The organism is Nitrospira sp. (assembly GCA_016873435.1).
Classification (GTDB): domain Bacteria; phylum Nitrospirota; class Nitrospiria; order Nitrospirales; family Nitrospiraceae; genus VGXF01.
Map to the genome: position 1 here is coordinate 300,016 of VGXF01000001.1, position 16,532 is coordinate 316,547.

General features: G+C 61.2%; 13 protein-coding genes. All 13 read right to left on the reverse strand.

What is annotated here, in order from left to right:
- Positions 1 to 18 precede the first annotated feature (18 nt).
- On the reverse strand, positions 19 to 1,113 hold the full coding sequence (gene murG, locus FJ248_01560) for an undecaprenyldiphospho-muramoylpentapeptide beta-N-acetylglucosaminyltransferase (GenBank protein MBM4119574.1): 1,095 nt from the start codon (positions 1,111 to 1,113) through the stop codon (positions 19 to 21).
- On the reverse strand, positions 1,110 to 2,315 hold the full coding sequence (ftsW, locus tag FJ248_01565; protein MBM4119575.1) for a putative lipid II flippase FtsW: 1,206 nt from the start codon (positions 2,313 to 2,315) through the stop codon (positions 1,110 to 1,112). Before ftsW ends, murG begins: the two co-directional genes overlap by 4 nt.
- A gap of 69 nt (positions 2,316 to 2,384) precedes the next feature.
- Positions 2,385 to 3,791: a UDP-N-acetylmuramoyl-L-alanine--D-glutamate ligase gene (gene murD, locus FJ248_01570; GenBank protein ID MBM4119576.1), complete on the reverse strand. Its 1,407-nt coding sequence runs from the start codon at positions 3,789 to 3,791 to the stop codon at positions 2,385 to 2,387.
- A gap of 16 nt (positions 3,792 to 3,807) precedes the next feature.
- The gene (locus FJ248_01575; protein ID MBM4119577.1) at positions 3,808 to 4,884 is read right to left on the reverse strand and encodes a phospho-N-acetylmuramoyl-pentapeptide-transferase; all 1,077 of its coding nucleotides are present in this window, start codon (positions 4,882 to 4,884) and stop codon (positions 3,808 to 3,810) included.
- A 1-nt stretch (position 4,885) separates the two neighbouring features.
- Complete coding sequence (murF, locus tag FJ248_01580) at positions 4,886 to 6,400, reverse strand: UDP-N-acetylmuramoyl-tripeptide--D-alanyl-D-alanine ligase (GenBank protein ID MBM4119578.1); 1,515 nt, start codon at positions 6,398 to 6,400, stop codon at positions 4,886 to 4,888.
- Positions 6,397 to 7,893, reverse strand: a complete 1,497-nt coding sequence (locus FJ248_01585; protein MBM4119579.1) for a UDP-N-acetylmuramoyl-L-alanyl-D-glutamate--2,6-diaminopimelate ligase — start codon at positions 7,891 to 7,893, stop codon at positions 6,397 to 6,399. The genes murF and FJ248_01585 overlap by 4 nt, the downstream gene beginning before the upstream one ends.
- Positions 7,890 to 9,626, reverse strand: coding sequence for a penicillin-binding protein 2 (locus FJ248_01590; protein ID MBM4119580.1), 1,737 nt, complete (start codon positions 9,624 to 9,626; stop codon positions 7,890 to 7,892). The genes FJ248_01585 and FJ248_01590 overlap by 4 nt, the downstream gene beginning before the upstream one ends.
- The gene (locus FJ248_01595; GenBank protein MBM4119581.1) at positions 9,623 to 9,949 is read right to left on the reverse strand and encodes a hypothetical protein; all 327 of its coding nucleotides are present in this window, start codon (positions 9,947 to 9,949) and stop codon (positions 9,623 to 9,625) included. The genes FJ248_01590 and FJ248_01595 overlap by 4 nt, the downstream gene beginning before the upstream one ends.
- Positions 9,946 to 10,890, reverse strand: coding sequence for a 16S rRNA (cytosine(1402)-N(4))-methyltransferase RsmH (rsmH, locus tag FJ248_01600; protein ID MBM4119582.1), 945 nt, complete (start codon positions 10,888 to 10,890; stop codon positions 9,946 to 9,948). The genes FJ248_01595 and rsmH overlap by 4 nt, the downstream gene beginning before the upstream one ends.
- Before the next feature lie 512 nt (positions 10,891 to 11,402).
- Positions 11,403 to 12,440, reverse strand: a complete 1,038-nt coding sequence (locus FJ248_01605) for a hypothetical protein (protein ID MBM4119583.1) — start codon at positions 12,438 to 12,440, stop codon at positions 11,403 to 11,405.
- A gap of 8 nt (positions 12,441 to 12,448) precedes the next feature.
- On the reverse strand, positions 12,449 to 12,946 hold the full coding sequence (locus tag FJ248_01610; protein ID MBM4119584.1) for a YajQ family cyclic di-GMP-binding protein: 498 nt from the start codon (positions 12,944 to 12,946) through the stop codon (positions 12,449 to 12,451).
- Positions 12,947 to 13,039: 93 nt separating this feature from the next.
- Positions 13,040 to 15,037, reverse strand: coding sequence for a carbon starvation protein A (locus tag FJ248_01615; protein MBM4119585.1), 1,998 nt, complete (start codon positions 15,035 to 15,037; stop codon positions 13,040 to 13,042).
- Between the two features lie 341 nt (positions 15,038 to 15,378).
- Positions 15,379 to 16,404: a flippase-like domain-containing protein gene (locus tag FJ248_01620; GenBank protein MBM4119586.1), complete on the reverse strand. Its 1,026-nt coding sequence runs from the start codon at positions 16,402 to 16,404 to the stop codon at positions 15,379 to 15,381.
- Positions 16,405 to 16,532 lie beyond the last annotated feature (128 nt).

Sequence of the window (16,532 nt, forward strand, 5' to 3'; positions counted from 1 at the left end):
TTCGACCAGTCTCCGCTTCTAGCGTTGTGCTCCCTGTGCGATCAGTGCCAGACATTCCCCAACCACTGTCCCCGCTGCGTCGGCTTTGCTCATCGTCCGGCTCCGTTCGCCCATGGCGCGCAACCGTTCCGGATCGCCAAGCAATGCCGTGACCACTTCTGCCAGCTTCACACCCGTCAGCTCGTTCTGCGGCAGCACCACCGCACCGCCTGCCTCGGCCAGCGCCTGCGCGTTATGCGCTTGGTGCTGGTAGATTGCGGTTGGCAGCGGGATCAGCACTGCGGGCTTCCCGCAGACTGTCAGCTCCGACACCGTCATCGCCCCAGCACGCGACACGACTAGATCAGCCCCGCGCAGGACCGTTGGCATGTTAAACAGAAACGGCGTCACCTGCGCTGGCACACCCGCCTGCTCGTAGGCCGCCGCGACCCGCGCACGCTCCGCCTCGCCGGTCTGATGCACGATCGCCAGCCTCTCCTTGCACGAGGCCAGATACGGCAGCGCCGCGATCACCGCGTCGTTGATGGCGCGCGCCCCCTGGCTGCCACCAAAGATCAGGAGCGTCTTCTTGTCTGACACACCGCGAGGCTGCCCAGAGCCTTCCAAAAACTCCCGCCGCACTGGCATGCCTGTCACGCGGACGGTGGCCGGTGAAAAATGTTGGGCCGCGCTGGCAAAGTTCACAAATACTCGCTGCGCCATCGGGGCCAGCACCTTGTTGGCCATACCGGGCGTGGCATTGGGTTCTAAAATTGCCTGCGGCAGACCCAACAGCCGCGCCGCCAGTAGCACCGGGGGACTCGTATAGCCGCCAACGCCGAGCACAAGACTGGCCTTCCATTCGCGCATCAACAACATTGATTGGCGGATCCCAATGGGTAACGACAACATCGCAAGCGCTGCCTGAAATAAATTGCGTCCCATCACTGGCCGTGCTGAGATCAACGCCAGCTCGAATCCCTCGTGCGCCAGCACCTTTGCCTCGATCCCGCGGGACGTACCCACAAAGAGAATACGCGTCGCTCGATCGCGCCGGAGAAATTCCCGCGCCAGCGCCACGGCCGGATACAAATGGCCGCCAGTGCCGCCCGCTGCGATCACGATCGTGATCAAGCCGTTGCGCTCCGTCCCAGTCCATGCCTGCCTACCTGCCGTCCGCCTTGGCGGTCACGCGAGATACTCAGCAATATGCCGATCGCCGTCAGCGTCACCAGCAGCGACGAGCCGCCGTAGCTCACTAGCGGCAGCGTCAAACCCTTGGTGGGCAGCAACCCGGTAGCCACGCCAGCATTGGTCAGCGCCTGGAATCCAATGAGCAGAGTGATACCGTACGCCAGGTGCCGGCCGAAGGGCTCCCGCGCGCGACCCGCGATTTGAAATCCCCTGAACACGAGTATGCCGAAGAGCGCGATGATCGCCGCCGTCCCGGCCAAGCCCAGTTCCTCGCCGACCAGTGCCAGCACGAAATCCGTGTGGGCCTCGGGGAGAAAAAAGAGTTTCTGCTGCCCCTCGCCCAATCCGACGCCGAACGCACCGCCGCTGCCGAAGGCCAGAAACGACTGGTTCACCTGGAAACCCGCTCCCGTTGGATCCTTGCCGGGATCTAAAAAGGTCATCAGCCGCTGCAGGCGATAGGGCGACCGCCAGACCAGCACGGCCACGGCGGCCAGCGCGACCGGCACCACGCTGAAAAGATGGCTCACCCGCGCGCCGCCAAGAAAGAGCATCGCATAGGCCACCGCCCCAACCACGACCACCGTACCGAGATCCGGCTGGAGCAGCACGAGACCCGCCAGCATTCCGGTCACGATCAGCGGTGGCAGGAACCCGGACGCGAAGTCTGTTAGCTTCCCCTCGCGCTTGGTCAGATAGAGCGCCATATACAGGACGGCGGCCAGCTTGACCATCTCGGCCGGCTGGATGGATACGGGCCCCAGTCTGATCCAACGGCGAGCACCCTTGGCCATCACGCCCAGCGACGGAATCAGCACCAGTACGAGCAGAATCGCCGTCAGCCCCAGCACCGGCACCGCCAGCCGTTTCCAGACCATGTAGTCCACGCGCGCGGTGATCTGGAGCAGTAGGAATCCGAATCCCAGCCATGCCAGATGACGCTTGAGGAAGTAGATCGGGTCCTGGAAACGGCTCCCCGCCACCACCGCGCTGGCGCTGAAGACCATAATCAACCCGAACAGGGCCAGCGCCATCGTCACCATCAGCACTGTCCCGTCGATCGAGGCGCGCTTGCGCGCACGACCGTCCACGGAGGTCCACGGAAGCGTCAGCGTGCCTGCATCGAGCATCTTGTTCGCCATACATCAGCGATCCACGATAAGTAAGACGTGACGGGTCGCGTTTTTCAGTGCTCCGAAACTCATCACTCATTACGGTAATTCATTCACAAGCTGCTTAAACTGCCGGCCCCGGTCCTGATAGTCCGCAAACATGTCGAAACTCGCACAGGCTGGCGAGAGCAGGACGACATCGCCCGCCACGGCCTCACGGGCCGCCTCCGCCACCGCCTCGCGCAACGACCCCGCACGGCTGATCGAGCGGCACTCCCACCAGATCTCTTGCAGCTTCGCCGCGGCTTCACCGATCAAAATGAGATGTTTCACGCGCCGCGCCACTACCTCGCGTAGCCGCTCGAAATCGCCACCCTTGTCGCGCCCGCCCGCGATCAGCACGATCGGCTTGTCGAAACTTTCGAGCGCTTTGAGCACCGCGTCCACGTTCGTTCCCTTCGAATCGTTCACAAACTGAACGCCGTTGCGCTCGCGCACCGCCTCCACCGCATGCTCGATGCCAGGAAATTCCTGTAGCGCCTGTCGGATGACGGGCATCGGGCAGCGCGCAGCAAGTCCGGCTGACACGGCCGCCATCGCATTGGTCAGGTTGTGCGCGCCAGGTACACGGATCTCGTCGCGCCGGCAGACCGCTTCCGTTCGGCCGTCGACGCTGGCCATTACCTGCATCCCGTCCCACCAGACACCGCCAGAGACGCCGCGCCCCTTGGGATCAGCCCGCGAAATTCCCCACAGATCCCCGCGTACCTTTGCGCGCATGGCCGCCACACGCTCGTCGTCGAGATTCAACAGCGCGATGTCACCCGCCGACTGATTCTCAAAAATCCGTGCCTTGGCCGCAATGTAGTCCGACAGCGCGTCATAGCGGTCCATGTGATCGGTCGTCACGTTGAGCACGGCGGCAAACCAGGGGTGGAACCGCTCGATCGTTTCCAATTGGAAGCTGGATACTTCCGCCACGACATAGTCGTAGGGACCAGCGCCCGATTCGCCGGACATCAGCGTTTCGATGGCTGCTTCACTCACCGGGACCCCCAAGTTCCCCCCAACAAAGGTACGCCACCCGCTGCGCTGCATAAGTTCGCCAATCAGCGTCACTGTCGTGCTCTTGCCGTTCGTACCGGTGATCGCCATCACGGGCGCGCGCAAAAACCGTGACGCCAACTCCAATTCACCAATGATGGACCGGCCGCTCTGCCGGACCTGCCGCAGCATCGGCAGGTTTGACGGCACGCCCGGACTGACCACAACGACATCGGCACCGCTGACGGCTGATTCGTAACCGGGCCCGGTGCGAATCTCAATTGCCGTCCGATCTACTCCAGCGAGCGCGGACACCAACTGCGCATCCGGCTTGGCATCGGCCACGGTGACCCGAGCTCCAACCATATGAAGCAGACGCGCCGCGGCGACTCCGCTGCGGGCGAGACCAATGACCGTGACCCGCCTGCCCGTAAATTCGCTCTTCAAGTTCGTCGTCCTCATCAAATCCCATCTCACCTCACCTCAGCTTGAGCGTACTGAGACTCAGGAGTGCCAGCATCACGGCCATGATCCACAGCCGCACGACGACTTTCGGTTCCTCCCACCCCTTCATCTCGAAGTGATGGTGAATCGGCGCCATAAGGAAGATCCGCTTACCGCGCGACTTGAACGAGGCCACCTGGAAGATTACAGAGATGGCCTCGATCACGAATACGCCACCGACCAGCAACAGCAGCAGTTCGTGCTTGCTCACAACCGCCACCGTGCCTAGCGCCGCGCCCAGCGGCAGCGATCCCACATCGCCCATGAAAATCTGGGCCGGATAGGTGTTGAACCAGAGAAACCCAAGACTCGCGCCGCAGATCGCTGCGGTGAAGATCGCCAGTTCGCCCGCGCCATCAATGTAAGGAATCAGCAGGTACTCGGACATGATCTTGTTGCCGACCACGTAGGCCACGATCGTGTAGGCCAGAGCAGCTATCATGATGGGGCCGACGGCAAGCCCGTCGAGGCCGTCCGTGAGATTCACCGCATTCGAGCTGCCGACGATGACCAGTACAACGAAGGGAATGTAGAACAATCCCAGATCGGGCGTGAAATTCTTAAAGAACGGCACGCTCAGCTTCGTTGAGTAGCTAGGCAGATAGTAGAGCAGCAGTCCAATCATCAGCGCCAACGCGCCTTGGGCAAGAATTTTCTGTCCGGCCGTCAGCCCCTTCGATTTGGCACCCGCAAACTTGCGATAGTCATCAGCAAAACCGATTAGGCCGTACCCGACCGTCGCACCCAGCGCCAGCCACACGTACTGGTTGGTGATATCCGCCCACAGCGTCGTCGAGAGGACGACGGCGAAAAGAATCAGCACACCGCCCATTGTGGGCGTGCCCGCCTTGGCTAAATGGCCCTGGGGACCATCCTCGCGGATGTGTTGTCCCATCTTGATCGCTTGCAACTTTTTGATCAGCGGCGGTGCCAGCACAAAAGCGATCAGAAACGCCGTGATCGCCGCGTAAATCGTCCGGAAGCTCAGATACCGGAACACGTTCAGTGCGGGTATTTCCGTGTGGAGCGGATAGAGCAGGAGATACAGCATCTCAGCTCCTCCCGCCTCGACTGAGCGTCGCCACACCGCCCGTCCCCGTCACGATTTCGACGGCCCGCTCCATCTTCATGCCGCGCGACGCCTTGACCAGCACCACGTCACCGGCCTGCACCAGCTCTTTCAGGGCCGCCCCGGCCCTCGTCGCGTCAGTTTCGTATACAGCGCAGCCCGCTGGCATACCAGCCGCGCGTGCACCCTCCACCAGTTCGTGTCCAAATGCGCCGCAGGCGATCAGATGCGAGATGCCCCGTTCCGCCAGATGGGTGCCGACTTCGCGGTGTCGCGGGGCGGCGTCCGCTCCCAGCTCCAGCATGTCACCCAGCACCGCGATCGACCGCCCGCCGGCACCCAGTTCGCACAGCAGATCGATGGAGGCTTTCATTGAGGCCGGATTCGCGTTGTAGCAATCGTTGATGATGCGCACGCCGTGCCAGGTCAGAATCTGCGACCGCATGGCCAGCGGCCGAAACGCTGCCAGGCCGGCCGCGATTGTCACCGGGCTCAACCCCATGACATGCCCCACGGCAGCAGCAGCCAATGCATTTAGAATATTGTGCAGGCCGCGCACATGTAGAGAGACCAGCTGGGGCCTACCGCGGCCGGGCAGCCGCAGATGGAATTGCGTACGGTGCTGCCCGCCCATCATCAATCGCTCTGCCCGCACCTGCGCGCGATCGGAGAGGCCAAACGACACGACTTCGCAACGCGCACGAGAGGCAAGATAGCCGAAATAGGCATCGTCCGCGTTCAATATCGCGCTGCCCTCAGGCGGCAGAAATTCCAGTAATTCGCCCTTGGACTGTGCGGAGACATCCTCCGAGCCAAAAAACTCCAGATGGTCCGGGCCGATGTTCGTGATAAGGCCAATCGTCGGGCGGGTGAGCTCGCAAAGCCGCACCGTCTGACCGACGTTGTCCACGCCCATTTCGATCACCGCCGCCTTGTGGCGCGGCGTCAGGCGCAGCAGCGTCTGCGGTACGCCGATCCGATTGTTCAAATTGCCCTCAGTACGAAGCACCGGCTTGCTTTGCGCCAGCACATTGGCCGTCATTTCCTTGGTCGTTGTCTTGCCATTGCTGCCGGTCACAGCCACGACCGGAATCTGGAACCGGTTGCGATGATGCGCCGCTAGTTGCTGATAGGCAGCCAGCACGTCCGGCACGCCAAGTAGTACAGACGCACGGGTGCTACTTCGTTTCACCGACAGCGGCAGATGGTAGCTGTCGCGCACCAGCGCACCTACCGCGCCCTGCCTCAGCGCAGCCGGCACGAACTCGTGCCCGTCCATCCGGTCTCCCGTGAGCGCCACGAAGAGATCCCCCTCGCCGATCTCGCGTGAATCCGTGCAGAGGCGCCGGATGCCCTGCTTCCCGGTGTGGAGTTCCCGCTTCGTCAGCAACTGTGCGCTGGCGATCTCCCGAATTTCATCGATGACAAACAACGGCATCGTATACTTCCACAGTTCGGCACTCGTGGTTAGAACCCGACACGTCGCAACTGGCATCATACGCGCAACGACGCCAAAGCCGCCCGCGCCACTTCCCGATCGTCAAAATGATCTTTGGTCGTTCCGACGATCTGGTAATCCTCGTGGCCCTTGCCGGCAATCAGCACTGTGTCCCCCGTTTTCGCTTCACGCACGGCGGCCTCGATCGCAGTACGGCGGTCGACCATCACTTCATATCTAACCGGCCTCTGCGCCAGCACCTCTTTCACGCCAACCTCAACTTCTCTCAAAATCGCCTGTGGATCCTCCGTGCGCGGATTGTCAGACGTAAGGAAGACTATGTCGCTCAGTCGTGCGGCGACGCGCCCCATCTTGGGGCGCTTCGTGCGGTCACGGTCACCGCCGCATCCAAACACGATAATGATCCGCCCTGTCTTGAGCACCTGGACGGTCGTAAGCAGCCGCAGTAGCGCGTCCTCCGTATGGGCGTAATCCACCACGACCGTGAAGTTCTGACCGCCTTCGACCCGCTCGAAGCGGCCCGGTACATTCACGACAGACGCAATGCCGCGCTGGACCATATCCGGGGAAAAGCCCTCGTGCAGTCCCACGCCGATTGCCGCCAGCATGTTGTAGACGTTGTGCTCGCCGACCAACTGGCTTTCGATCGGAAACCGGCCCTTCGGAGTTGCTACGGTGAACCGCGTGCCGCTCAATGCCAACCGGACATCCTCGGCACGGATGTCGGCCGTCTGATGGATCGCATAGGTCCAGACGGGCACGCGGCTGGCCCGGCAGACGTGCGTGCCGCGTGGATCGTCGAGATTGACGATAGCGCGCTTAGGCCGCGGCTTCGCTCCTGACGGATTTAAACCAGTGAAGAGGCGGAGCTTGGCCTGAAAATAGTCTTCAAGGTCAGCGTGAAAATCGAGATGATCCTGCGTGAGATTGGTAAAAATCGCGACGTCGAACTCGCAGCCGGCCGTGCGGTCCATCGCCAATGCGTGCGACGACACTTCCATCACTGCCGCGTCCATACCCGCCCCGGCCATCTTCGCCAAGAGCTCCTGTAACTCCACCGCACCCGGCGTCGTATGTGACGCAGGAATGCATTCGTCGCCGATTTGATAGGCCACCGTGCCGATTAGGCCGACGCGGCGGCCGGCCGCCTCCAGCAGCCCCTTACACAGATAGGTCACCGTCGTCTTGCCGTTTGTCCCCGTCACGCCGACCATGCACAGATGGGAGGCCGGATCTGCGTAGAACCGCCCGGCCAGCACGCCCAGTATCCGGCGCGTATCCTCCACGTGCACGACCGGAATCGAAGACGGCAACGGTACATGCACGTCTTTTTGGATGACCAGCGCCGCGGCGCCGGCCACGACGGCTTTTTCGACGAAGGCGTGGCCGTCCACGCGCTCGCCCTTCACCGCTACAAAGACGCCGCCCGGCTTGACCGCGCGGGAATCGTCCGTCAGCGACGAAATCGCGACATTCAAATTTCCCGTCCGCTTGGCAACCGCCAGCGGCGCGACCAGTTCGGCAAAGGTCACGGGATCATCACTCCATCAGAAGACCAGGCCCACGCCAGCTTCATCGGCTCCTGCGACGATACGCCCAGATAGGGGAGCGCCTGTTCGGCGATGCGCCGGAAGACCGGCGCGGCGATGGTGCCCCCCCAGGCCTCGCCATGCGGCTCGTCGATGATCGCCACAATCGTCAGGCGCGGATCGTCGGCCGGGACGTAGCCAGCGAACGATGCGACAGATAGCTTCGACGAATAGGCGCCGGTCGCCGGGTCAATTTTCTGCGCCGTGCCCGTCTTGCCCGCCACGCGGTAGCCGGGCACCGCCGCCTTGCCGCCGGTCCCGGCCGTCACGACGCCCTCGAGAATCGTGTTGAGCTTCTGCGCCGTCTCGGCCGTGATAGGTTGCCGCCGTGCTTGCGGCGACACTTGCGCCACCAACTGCCCCTGCGCATCGCGCACCTCGGCCACAGTATAGGGCTTCATGAGCCAGCCGCCGTTGGCCACGGCCGAGACGGCCGTCGCGAGCTGGAGCGCCGTAACGCCGATCTCCTGCCCGATAGCCACGGAGGCCAGCGTGCGCCGACCCCACTCGCGCGGCTCCTTGAGCAGACCGCCGGCTTCGCCCGGCAGATCGATCTCGACCCGCTCGCCGAAGCCGAAGGCTTTCAGATATCGGTACAGGCGCTCGTCGCCAAGCACCATTGCTGTCTTGGCCGCGGCAACATTGCTCGACTTTTGAATCGCTTGTGCGAAAGTCAGCCACGCGTGCTTTTCATGATCGTGGATGACCGTCCCCGCAATTGTTATCTTGCCGTTCTCCGCATAGATTTCACTGCTTGGCTTCATCACACCTTCCTGCAGCGCGGCAGCAGCAAGGAAAATCTTCATTGTTGAGCCCGGCTCGTAGGCGTCCGTGAGCACGCGGTTGCGCCAGCGGTCGGCGGATAGCTCTCGCACGGCGTTCGGATCAAACCGCGGCGACACCGCCATGGCCAGCACGGCGCCGGTCTTCGGTTCCATCACGATGACGACGCCACCCCTAGCGCGCGAGGCCGACACAGCCGCGTCCAGCTCCTTCTCGGAGACGTACTGGATCACCTCGTCGATTGTCAGCGTCAGACTGTGTCCGGACGACGGTCCCTGCTCGGTGAGCCCTTTAGGAAACACGGTCCGCCCCAGCGCGTCACGCTGCAGAATGATCTGGCGTTTTTCGCCGCGCAGGTAAGGATCGTAGCGGCGCTCGATGCCTTCCAACCCCTGCCCGTCAATGCCGGTAAAGCCCAGTACGTGAGCGAGCAGCGGACCTTTGGGATAGAACCGGCGCCCCTCCATCACTGTGCCGATGCCGCCAAGGGACAGCGTGTCCAGCTTGCGGCCCTCCTCGGGATCGATCTTGCGCGCAATCCAGACAAAGCTCCGCTCTTGCCTGAGTTTTTTCTCGATGTCCGCCGCGCGCACGTGCAGCACGCGCGCGAGATCGCGTGCCACGCCGGAGGGATTTTCAAGTGAGGTTGGCACCCCAAATATGGACGGTACCTCCACGTTCATGGCCAGCACCTTGCCCCGCCGGTCATAGATCGTCCCTCGACTGCCCTCGACCATGACGGCCTTTTGATGCTGGCGGTCTGCCTTGACCGATAGTTCTCCCGCCTGCAGGACTTGCAGATTGACAAGTCGAATGAGGACGGCCACGAATCCCGCTAGGAATAGCACGGCCAGGACGATGCGGCGGCCACGGCAGGGCTCCATGCCGGTCACGGCTTTCTCCAGTAACGCTCGTGCTTCGCCATACGGACCTCCGACAGCGCCGGCTCGCCCGGCATCGCGTCCGCGGCATTTACCAGAATCACCTGGCCGGGCTGTGGCGGGAGCAATCCAAGCCTCTCCGTCGCCACTTTTGCGATGCGCTCCGGCGCCGTCAGCGCTGAGACTTTCACGCGTAACTCGTCCTGCTCGCGCTGCAGCACGACTTTTCTGGCTTTAAGCTGCTCGATCCGGTAACCAACACGCACGATGTCCGCGCGCTCCCAAACAAAGAGCAACAGCACGCCCATGACGATTGAACCCGCCAGCGCTTTCATGCCGCCCCTCCAACAGGCAGCCGCTCGGCCACTCGCAGCTTGGCGCTGCGTGCGCGCGGATTCCCACGGCACTCTTCGTCAGACGGTACCTGCGGTTTCTTCGTCAAAATCTTCAGACAGGCTTGCGGTCCCTGCGACAGGGATTTGAACGTCTGCTTGACAATCCGGTCCTCGAGAGAATGGAACGAAATGACGCAGAGCCGCCCTCCGGTCACCAGCAGCGCCGCCGCCTCCCGCAGGGCGCCCTCGATCACATCTAGCTCCCGGTTTACGGCAATGCGTAGCGCCTGAAATGTCCGTGTCGCACAATGGATTCGCCCATGGCGGTAGGAAGCCGGGACGGCACGGACAACAGCACTCACGAGATCGAAAGTGGTGCGAAGTGGGGCAATGTTCCTGCGGTTGATAATTGAGCGGGCAATGCGGCGAGAGTATCGCTCCTCGCCGTATTGATAGATAAGATCGGCCAGTTCCCGTTCTGAAAGCTGATTCACCGAGTCGGCGGCCGTGCGTCCACTCCGCGGATCCATGCGCATGTCGAGCGGACCGTCGGCGAGAAAGCTCATCCCGCGCTCCGGCTGGTCCAGTTGAGCTGACGACACGCCTAGATCGAAGATCACGCCGTCAACCTCCGACACGCTGGACAGGTGCACAATCCGAGAAAGCTCGCTGAAATTTCCGCATGCGAGGCGCAGACGCGCTGCCTCATGTGCCAGTCGCAATCCTGTGGCCTCGATGGCCTCGGGGTCGCGATCGATTCCGATCACCGCTCCATCCGGTCCCATGCGCTCCAGCATCAGCGCCGCATGGCCGCCCTGCCCAATCGTGCAATCCACGTAGATGCCGCCAGACTTGCAGTCCAGCCAAGATAAAACCTCTCCGGCCAAAACAGGGACATGGCTTAACGCACCATTTCCCCTGGAAGAACGATGATTTACCACTTTCTCCCACTTTTTTAAAAAACGTATACCTTTCGTTCATCGCATGTCAAGGGGAAAGTTCGTGAAGTCAACTAGATAGGCTGGTTTGGGTCCTTGGTGCCGATTCAGCTGGATTGCTGGAAAGCTCCACGCGGCATTGGGTGCTGCCTTTTGGCTCCGAATGCCAGCGAGCCCCCTGACGGACTGGAAGACTGCGACGCCAATCGTCTGAAGAATATTCAGGACAAGGGCTAGCCAGTATACGGAGCACACCTCGGCAATACGACACGGCAGCCATCACCGGGGTCGGGGATATCGGGAGTGGCAATGAGCAGCCACCCAGGGGCCGAGACGCACAAGATTCTACGTTGCCACCGCGGCACGGATACGAAAATTTGGATACGAGGCTGCCGTCCAGCATCAGGTTCGAAGCGAGTAGGGCAGGATCCCGCCGGTTCCTCCAGCACGCCGACACGGGCAGGCCCGTTGTTTGGCGCTTCCACTTTCAATCGCCCCCCTAACATATTTTGAAATTACGACGGACGGTTGGCCTGCAAGACCGACTTCACCGGCGGCATGAGCAGCCAGACTTCGCCGCCGTTTTCACTCTTGTATAACCCGCTGCCATTTGTCCCCGCGTAGAAGAGTTTTGGATTCGTTCCGCTCTGGGCAAGCGAACGGATGTTCAGACTCGCAAGCCCCTCATTGATCGCCTTCCAAGTGTTTCCACCATCAATGCTCGTGTGCACCCCCTCCCGGCTGGCAATATAAAGTGTGTCCACCTTGTCCCGGTCTAGCACCATTGCGCTGATCATTTGATCTGGTAGTTCCTGCGCAATGCGCGTCCATGACTTGGCCGCATCGGTTGTTTTATAGAGACCGTTGAGCGTGGCGGCATACACCGTGCCCGGTGCGAAGGGATCCACCTGCATCGCGGTCACACCGAGGGCACGTGAGGATTTGATCATTTCCGGAGGCACCAGCCCTTCGTTAGCCTTCCCCCACAACCCCGCACGGTTGACGGATTTGTAGACGCCGCCGCTCGTGCCAGCGTAGAGAATGTCCGTCCGCGTGGGATCCAGTGCCAGCGCCACCACCATCAGCACTTCCTTCATGCCGTTCATCCGCTTCTGCCAGCTCTCCCCGCCATTCGTGGACTCGAACACGCCCATGGTCGTGGAAGCGAACAGGTGCGCGCTGTCTTTGGGATCGAACACGAACTGCGTGACGACCGACGTCACCGTGCTGTCGTCGAGCCCCGCCCGTAGCGACGTCCACCGCTGTCCGCCATCATAGCTTTTGAACACCGCGTCACCCTTCGTGCCGGCATAGACGGTAGCCGGATAGGCCGGATCGATCGCCATCGAAATTACACGCGAATGGGTCATACCCTTGGAAATGTTTTCCCACGTCTGCCCACCATCACGCGTTTTGTAGATGTAGTCATTGGTGGCGACGTAGATGATTTGCGGATTTTTGGGATGGAGCGCGATGACGACGATTGGGTCGCTGCTGCCACAGCCGGTGAGGGCGACCAACAGGGCAGTAAGAAAAACGGCGAGGCGCTGCATAGTGAAGCTTATCGATAGTTGGTAAACTGCAGATCGACTTCGAACTCCTTCTTTTTTAAAAATCCGATCGCCACCTGCAGCTCGTCCTTGCTCTTGCTCTGTACGCGGACCTGCTCGCCCTGGATCTGCGCCTGCACTTTCAGCTTGCCGTCCTTGATCTCCTTGACGATCTCCTTGGCCTTCTCCATCGTTAGCCCGCTTTGAATCTTGGCCACCTGCCGGGCCAACCCGCCCAGCGCCGGCTCCACCGCACCGAACGTGAAGGCTTTAACCGACACGTTGCGCTTCACCAGTTTCCCCCGCACAATGTCCACGACACTTTTTAATTTGTACTCGTCATCCGATACGATCACGAGTTCCATCTCTTTCTCCTTGAGGACGAGCTCGGTCTTTGTCGCTTTAAAATCAAAGCGCTGGCCGATTTCCTTGAGCGACTGGTCAACCGCATTCTTTACTTCCTGCATATCCACCTTAGACACCACATCGAACGAAAACAGGTCAGCCATATCGTGACTCCGTTCTACTGATATACGCGGAACGATGAGAGATGAATTCCGAGCAACCCGCTTACCATTCTACATTCACTATTTATCCCTGGTTTAGCAGCACCCACCGCCCGGCAGATGAATACCGTCCGATACCATTGCCCGTGAGCCGGCCGGCGAGGCCCCGCCACCAGCCAGCACGATCACCTCGCTGCTCGTGAACGACCGCCCCTGCACCAGATAGCCGTACCATTGCCGGAACGCATCCACGAGCACGACCATCGCTAGCAGCGCTACGATGGCGACTAGCGCCATATCCAGGTAGAGCGTGAAGGCCTGCGCTGCGTCGTGCAGTTCGCGCGCCTTGCCGAGAAAGAGCCAGAACATTTCGTACGACCCCGTCAATGTGATCGCTCCAACAAACACCATCGGCACCGCCGTGATCCAGAGAAACTGCGGCTTGCGCATCTTGATCAAGACCGTCGTGCCGATGCAGAGCGCCAGCGTGGCGAGCAATTGATTGGCCGCGCCGAACATGGGCCAGATCGTCGAGATGCTACCGGTGCCGATCAAGTAGCCCCAGGCCCCGACGACGAGTGCGCTGCTCACCAGCATGCCCGGCCACCAGTTGAACTGCCGCAACGGCGCATAGACCCGCCCGCCAATTTCCTGGAGCAGATAGCGCGCCACACGCGTCCCGGCGTCAATCGTCGTGAGGATGAACAGGGCCTCAAATAGCAGGGCGAATTGGTACCAATAGGCCATCAGCCCCGCCATGCCTGGTAGCGCAGAAAAAATGGCCGCCATCCCAACAGCCAGCGACACGGCCCCGCCGGGCCGGCCTTCGACCTGCACTTCCACGAGGCGCGACAGATCCTGAATCCGTTGCACAGGGAATCCCATCTCCGCCAGTTGATCTGATGTCAGCATCGTGTTAATCGCCAGGTAATCGCCGGGCACCAGCACCGAGGCCGCGATCAATGCCATGACGCCGACGAAACTCTCGAGCAGCATCGCGCCATAGCCGACCAGCGCATGCGACTCCTGTTCGATCATCTTGGGTGTCGTCCCGGACGACACCAACGAATGGAAACCAGACGCCGCCCCGCAGGCGATGGTAATAAAGAGAAACGGAAAGAGCGTACCGGGGATGATCGGTCCGCCCCCTTGGGCGAACGCCGTCACACGCGGCATTTCGATCGTTGGTGCCAGCAACACCACGCCAGCTGCCAGCAGCACCACCACGCTGAGCTTCATAAATGTCGAGAGATAGCCGCGCGGCACCAGCAGCATCCAGCCGGGCAGCACCGAGGCGAGAAATCCATACCCGGCCATCAGCCAGACCAGCGACTCGCGCTCGAACTCAAACCATCCCGCAAAACTTGACTGTGCCACGCTCCGCCCCGCAATCACCGCGACAAGCAGGAGCACGCTGCCCAGCGCCGAGACTTCGCCAATGCGCCCAGGCCGAAACCGTTCCAGATAAAACCCCATTAGCACTCCGATCGGAATCGTCATCGCAATGGTAAACGTGCCCCATGCGTTTCGGTAGAGCGCGTTGACAACGGCCAGTCCAAGACCAGCCAGCGCCACGACGACAATAAACAACACCGCGACGGCCGTCGCTGTCCCCGTGAGGACGCCTAGTTCATCACGCGCGATTTCCGGTAGCGACCGGCCATTGCGCCGCATCGAGGCGACCAGAATGATGAAATCTTGCACCGCGCCCGCCAGTACCGCGCCGATCACCAGCCAGAGAAATCCCGGCAGATAACCGAACTGTGCTGCCAAGACAGGCCCTAGCAATGGCCCCGCTCCGGCAATCGCCGCGAAGTGGTGTCCGAAGAGCACGTACTTGTTCGTCGGGTGGAAATTGGTCCCGTCGTTCAAGCGGCAAGCCGGCGTCACGTGCTGGTTGTTAAGCTCGACCACGCGGGACGCGAGAAACCGGCCGTAGAACCGAAGGCCTAGCGCATACAGACAGACCGCGGCCACGACCAGCCAGAGCCCGTTCACTTTTTCTGAGGGATTGAAAATGCCTGCGACGAATCCGAATGCCACTGCGCAGAGCGCCGCGACCACGGCCCAGACAACCATCAGTGCAGACTTCATGCGTGGCATCCTAGCAAGGCACTGGGAGTGTGTAAATGGGAACACAAAGAGATGCCGCGCCGTTTCGCTTGGGGACGCAATGACCTCCCCCCCTTTATACAAGGCCCGTAAGCCTAAATCTTCCGTTGGCTTAGTTTAAAGGGGAGCGGTCAACTCTAAAAACCAGTACTGCCTGTTCCGAATACTTTTGATCAACGGACAAACCGCGATCATTTTGATTGGATTGCCCGGGTTAGGCGGAATATGGGGATACATCCGGTCAGGCGCCAAACAGGCAGAGAGCACGCGGATAAGGAGCGCAATCCGGCTAAACAGACCTGCATGGCGCGCGGAGGATACACCTACGGTTTCTGTGACGGCTCGCCCGTTTGGGTCAGCGTCCCACCCAGCCCCGCCAGACAGAGCAGCCCGATGGCGATCCAGACCAGTTCGCGCACGCGCCGCAGCAGTGCAAAGGTGATCCCGACCACTTCGGAATAGCCGAAGACGACGAGCACCAGGAGATTGCCGCCCTCCTGCGCGCCAAGGCTGCCAGGGATAAAGAACGTCCCACCCTTAATGAACACCGACAGGGCACCGATCGCGACGGCCGCCAGCGGGTCAGCGCGCCCTCCCCCGATATAATGAAGAATGACAAAGACCTCGAGCGCCTCAGCTAGCCAGCCCAGAAAGAAGAAGCTGATCGAGAGCACAAAGGCGCGGCGGTCGCGCGTGTAGAAATCCAAAATTGTCCGATCAAGTTCGCGCAATTTGTCCTCGCGCGCTTCAAGGTACGCAATGCGAATGCGGCACCAGCGCAGCACATTGAGCAGGCCCAGAAACAGTCCGATGCGCTGCACCATCACGAAGAGTGCGATTCCAAACAGCAGCAGCCCCACGCCCACCACGGCGGCAAGTAACGAGGCGTGCCCGCCGCCGGACGAGCCGACCAGTCCGAAGGCCAGCCCAATCCCGAGCAGAATGAACAGCACCTGCGCAATCGTCATCGTCGTCTTGGCTGTGATGACAGAGGCCAGCCCTTCGATCATGGGTACACCGGACGGCTTGAGCAGCATCGCCTTGAGCGGCTCCCCGCCGACATAGGCAGTCGGCGTCGTCATATTGACAACTTCGCCCGCCGTGCGGATCGCCAGCAGCCGTCCGAACGAGACCGCATCGGCATACTGCCGCAGCGTCAGCCGCCAGCCATAGGCCTCCAGCAGATACATGAGCAGCGACGGCAGCAGAATGACCACCCCCGCGATCGGCCCGAGCCCGGCCACGGTGTCCACGATCCGTACAGGACCGATGTGCCAGATCAATCCACTGAAGGTGAGGAGGCCGACGAGAAAAAGGATGCGCCTTAGCACAGAGTCCTTAATGATCAGTTTTCAGTGATCAGTTCCGGGTACTGGATACTGCCAACTCATCGCTTTGAAAGAACGCGAAGTGAAAAAAGTTCACCGCCGTGTTCAGCATTCGGCTAAGCACGAGTCGTGGCAGAAGGGCGGATCAC